Origin of the sequence: Mesorhizobium sp. M8A.F.Ca.ET.021.01.1.1 (assembly GCF_003998025.1) — a bacterium.
In the GTDB taxonomy this organism is placed as follows: Bacteria; Pseudomonadota; Alphaproteobacteria; order Rhizobiales; family Rhizobiaceae; genus Mesorhizobium.
On record NZ_RZSJ01000546.1, the window covers coordinates 1 to 4,118 of the forward strand.

Sequence of the window (4,118 nt, forward strand, 5' to 3'; positions counted from 1 at the left end):
TAGTTTGGGAGCGGTGGTTTATGCCACCGCTTCCGCGTCCCGCCACGATGATGTGCTGAGCATTGGCGCAGATGTCGTCATCGATTACCGGACGGGCGATTTCGAAGCCGAGATTGCCGCGCGCACAGGCGGCACAGGAGTGGATGCGGTGATTGATTTTGTTGGCGGCGACTATCTCGCCAAGAATTTGCGCAGCCTGAGGCCGGGCGGGGTACTGGTGCAGGTAGGCATCTTGAGCGGCCAGAATGATGCTGTCATTCCGCTCAATCTTGTTCTGCACAATCATCTGCGTCTCGTCGGCACGGTCATGAAGTCACGCACAGCCGCAGAGAAGCGGGCCATGGTCCAACGCTTCGCGGCCCTCGCCTTGCCGCTATTCGCAGCGGGGAGACTGCGTCCCTTGATTGATCACGTATTCCCGCTCGCCGAAGCCGCAGACGCCCACCGCCGGATGGAAGCGGGCGGCGGCTTCGGCAAGATTGTGCTGACGCTTTGAGTCCCCACAATCTCGCGGCGCAATCTGGAGAGGAAATTATGGCGCGCCCGACGCGATTCGAACGCATGACCCCTTCCTTCGGAGACCGTGTTCGCTCAGTGACATGAATGCTTCTAACCAACTGAAAAGATTGGTGGGCGGTACAGGATTCGAACCTGTGACCCCTACCGTGTGAACGTCGAACAGTGCCAAATCGGGCTGTCATTGCGCCGATAGACGCGAACTTTGCCTTCCAGAATCGTGTGCTTTTCCGCCACCGCCACACACTCCCTGCGCGCGTGCAGGTTTGTGAAAGACATATGCAAGGCTAATGTCAGCCCGACAAAGCTATCTCTAGGCGCCTGATTTTCCTTGGAAAATGGCACGGGCAGCAGGGCTCGAACCTACGACCTGCGGTTTTGGAGACCGCCGCTCTACCAACTGAGCTATGCCCGTACACGTGCGCCTTGGCGCAGGCGCTTCCTAAAAGCTTCCGCACGCTCTGTAAAGAGTGGTTTGCAAGCAAACATGCCTTAACCCCTGCGCCAGAAATCGGGATAGTCGACGACCAGCCCCTCGGCATCGATCTCCAGTTCCCGCCTGAAGTCGCTGGCGCGCGATTCATAGAGGTAGCGCCTGCCCTCTTCGAGGCACGTGTAACGCTGCGGGTTGCGCACGACAGTGAGTGCCGGGAAATCGATGAAGGCAGTGGCGATCTCGGCACTCTGCCCGGCCGAAAGCGCCAGGCGCCGGATCGGCAGCGTGTTGGTAAAGGGCGTGACGGTGAGGTCGGGTTCGAGCACGCCCGCCAGCTCGGGCATCGGCACGCCGTCCCTGGTCCAATGACCATCGCCATCGGAGGCCAGGACAAGCGTCCGGCCATCGCCGATCATATCGACCGTGACACTCTTCGCGTGCCAGCCGGCATCGCAGGTAATGCGGTAGCGGACCGCAAATGGCGTCTCGCCCGAGCAGATGACGACAGAATCGGTCAGGAACCGGCCCGCTTGCTCCCCCAGCACAAGATGTTCGAAGCCGGGTCCATCCCACTCGCGCCAGCGCACGATCTTGGCATCTTGCGGCATCAATCATCGACCTCCCTGGCAAGCGGAAGCTATTTTGCGTCCGGCACCCGGTACGGCCCGCCAGGCACTCCCCAGCCCCAGGCGGGCATCGGTTCGGCCTCGGGATCGCAGGTCTCGCCGAGATTGGAATTCATCTTGGCCAGTCGAGACCCCCATTCGACGTAGCCCATGAAGGCGGAACGGAATTCTGGATCGTCCGGCAGGCCGACCTGATCCGCCGCGTCGGCGAGAAGATTGATCCAGCGGCGGCGCTGCTCCTCGGTCAAATGCTTGCCCAGATGATGCATGACCATTTCGCGGTGGCCGCCGAATTCCTCGCTGTAGGTTTTCGGTCCGCCGAAGACCTCACCGATGAAGGCGGCGACATGGGCCGGGTGATCCGGCGACATGTGTTTGAACACCGGGCCAACGACCGGATCCTTTGCCACCTTGTCGTAGAAGGTTTGCGTCAGCCGGTTCAGCGCCTCGCTGCCGCCGGCCCATTCGTAGAGTGTCGGAACGTCCTGGCTCATTCTCGATCCTTCGCCGGCCCCGCAGCCGCGACGATAGCGGAAATCGAGCATGGCTCAACCTGCCTCGATGGGCAGTTTGCCGACGTCGCCGTGCTCTACAGCTTGGCAGGCGCATCAGCCTGTGCATTGGCGGCTGGCAGGCCTTGGCAATTGTCGGGCTTGGCAATGGCCTTGCAAACCGTGGAGCCGGTCAGCGCGTCGACCGATTGCGGTCCCGTTGTCAGTCCAGCCTTCAGCATCGTGTCCGGGTCAAGTTGCCCCTCGGACGAGCGTCGCTCGATCGCCGCGAACAGAGCTGGACCGATCGCCATCTCGTTGAGATACGCCTTGACCACCAGCTTCTGTCCCATCGGATACAGGCTGAGCCGCGCCCGGGGCCCGACAAGCCGTCTGGCACCGCCGGCGACCATGAGCGCACAGGCAGAATCACACTCCACCCCGGCATCGATGGTCAACCCCGCATAGGCTCCCTCCGTGGCCAGGCAATTCCACGCGCCGGGGTCGCAGTCGACGAAATCGGTCCGGGCAACGGCGATGTCGAGCTTTCTTTCATGGATAAGTCGTCCCATTGCGAGAGCGCTGGGCAGGTCGCCACCGCGTGAACTGATGACGACAGGCAGCCGCCGATGGCCAAGCGTGGCCAGCAACTGCCGCAGTTTCCGCGGCGTCTGGTTCGTTATCGCACCTTCCGCCGATATCCATTCCGGACAGTCGGGATTGCACAGCGGGTTGCTGCCGCGAACCACGATGAAGCGCATGTCCCCGCCGGCCTTCGCGGTGTCCGGTTGAACGGGTCCGGCAGTCATGGATTTGTCCGCGGCCGATGGCGTCGTCTTGTTTGCAGGTCCAGCTACCTCCCGGCAGTTCGTGGCCGGCCGGTCCAGCCTGCACAGGCTTGCGATGGTCAACAGATCTACCGTGTCCCGGCTGGTGACCAGCTTCATCGTCAACATGGCGTCGAGCGGAATCTGACGAATCTCGCTCGCCGGCGTGGCCTTCATGATTTCCAGCACGCCATCGCCTATACCCATTTCCCTCAGGTACACCGAAAGCGTCTTCTCGACGGTCCCGCTCATCTCGTAGGTTTTGTAGCTGCCTGCGTTTTTACGGCTGACCACCTTGGTGCTGATGATCTTCTTCTTGCCGTTCACGATCCGGTACGTGGTCCGGTAGAGCAGCCTCTCGCGGTGGAACGTGGTGGTGATCTGGTGGACGCCGAGATAGCCGTAATCTCCAACCACGCGGCGGACACCGCCGGAAAACATCAATGGACAGGCCGAATTGCACATGGCTCCGTCGTCATAGGCCACCCCGAAATAGTCGGCACCCTTGCCCTTGTTGTCCTCGCAGTCGCCCATTGCCGGCTGGCAACCGGAAAAAACCGTCACGCCGACGGCGATATCGAGCTTGTTCTTGCGGATCATCCGGCCCAGGGCCAGCGCCGCATCGACATTACCGCCGGGCGAATTGACGACCACCGGCAATTGCCTTCCCTTGAGCGCCTTGAGCGTGCGCTTGAGGAGCGACGGCGTGTCCGCCGCGATGGTGCCGTCCGCCGATATCCATTCAGGACAGTTGGGTTCGCATCCCGGAGCGTTGCTGCGCACGACGACGAAGCGCATCGGCGGGATTTCGGGAGGCCCATCTTCCGCTTGCGCTGTCACAATAGGCAGCGCCATGGCGACGACGAGGCAAACCAGTGCCCACAACCGCCATGCCTTCCCATCGAAACGGCGCCTTGAGACCACTGTCGGCAAAGCTCCCTTGGTGCAACCTATACTAGTTGCAGCCATGGCGCTTGCAACAGCTTTGAGAGGCCCTCGCAATACTTGCGCTGCCAAGCGCACGAAACGAAAAAAGGGCGGCCCCGAGGCCGCCCTTTCCTTGTCGAACCGGCAGCAGCCGGTCTCGATTATTCCTTGATGGTGACGACGATGCCGGCACCGACGGTGCGGCCGCCTTCACGGATGGCGAAGCGCAGCTTCTCTTCCATGGCGATCGGCACGATCAGCTCGACATCGACCGTGATGTTGTCGCCGGGCATCA

Annotated in this window: 4 protein-coding genes, 1 tRNA gene and 1 pseudogene; 1 reads left to right on the forward strand and 5 read right to left on the reverse strand. The window is 61.7% G+C overall.

Annotation, left to right across the window (positions count from 1 at the left end; genetic code table 11):
- On the forward strand, window positions 1-496 hold a 496-nt coding region (locus EOA36_RS29390; protein ID WP_145969367.1), incomplete at its 5' end, for a zinc-binding dehydrogenase.
- 359 nt (window positions 497-855) lie between these two features.
- Here the strand turns inward: EOA36_RS29390 and EOA36_RS29395 are convergent.
- The 5 genes and pseudogenes from EOA36_RS29395 to tuf all read right to left on the reverse strand — a co-directional run.
- Window positions 856-931, reverse strand: a tRNA-Trp gene (locus EOA36_RS29395).
- A 77-nt stretch (window positions 932-1,008) separates the two neighbouring features.
- On the reverse strand, window positions 1,009-1,560 hold the full coding sequence (locus tag EOA36_RS29400) for a putative glycolipid-binding domain-containing protein (RefSeq protein WP_127280486.1): 552 nt from the start codon (window positions 1,558-1,560) through the stop codon (window positions 1,009-1,011).
- 29 nt (window positions 1,561-1,589) lie between these two features.
- Complete coding sequence (locus tag EOA36_RS29405) at window positions 1,590-2,072, reverse strand: group II truncated hemoglobin (RefSeq protein WP_127280487.1); 483 nt, start codon at window positions 2,070-2,072, stop codon at window positions 1,590-1,592.
- A 95-nt stretch (window positions 2,073-2,167) separates the two neighbouring features.
- Complete coding sequence (locus tag EOA36_RS29410) at window positions 2,168-3,820, reverse strand: hypothetical protein (RefSeq protein ID WP_127280488.1); 1,653 nt, start codon at window positions 3,818-3,820, stop codon at window positions 2,168-2,170.
- A gap of 164 nt (window positions 3,821-3,984) precedes the next feature.
- Window positions 3,985-4,118, reverse strand: a pseudogene (gene tuf / locus EOA36_RS29415) (elongation factor Tu); the annotation flags it as partial.

Bases quoted from the DNA above. Each gene is read 5' to 3' on its own strand.
- EOA36_RS29400 (WP_127280486.1), bottom strand. From the start codon at position 1,560: ATGCCGCAAGATGCCAAGATCGTGCGCTGGCGCGAGTGGGATGGACCC.
- EOA36_RS29405 (WP_127280487.1), bottom strand. From the start codon at position 2,072: ATGAGCCAGGACGTTCCGACACTCTACGAATGGGCCGGCGGCAGCGAG.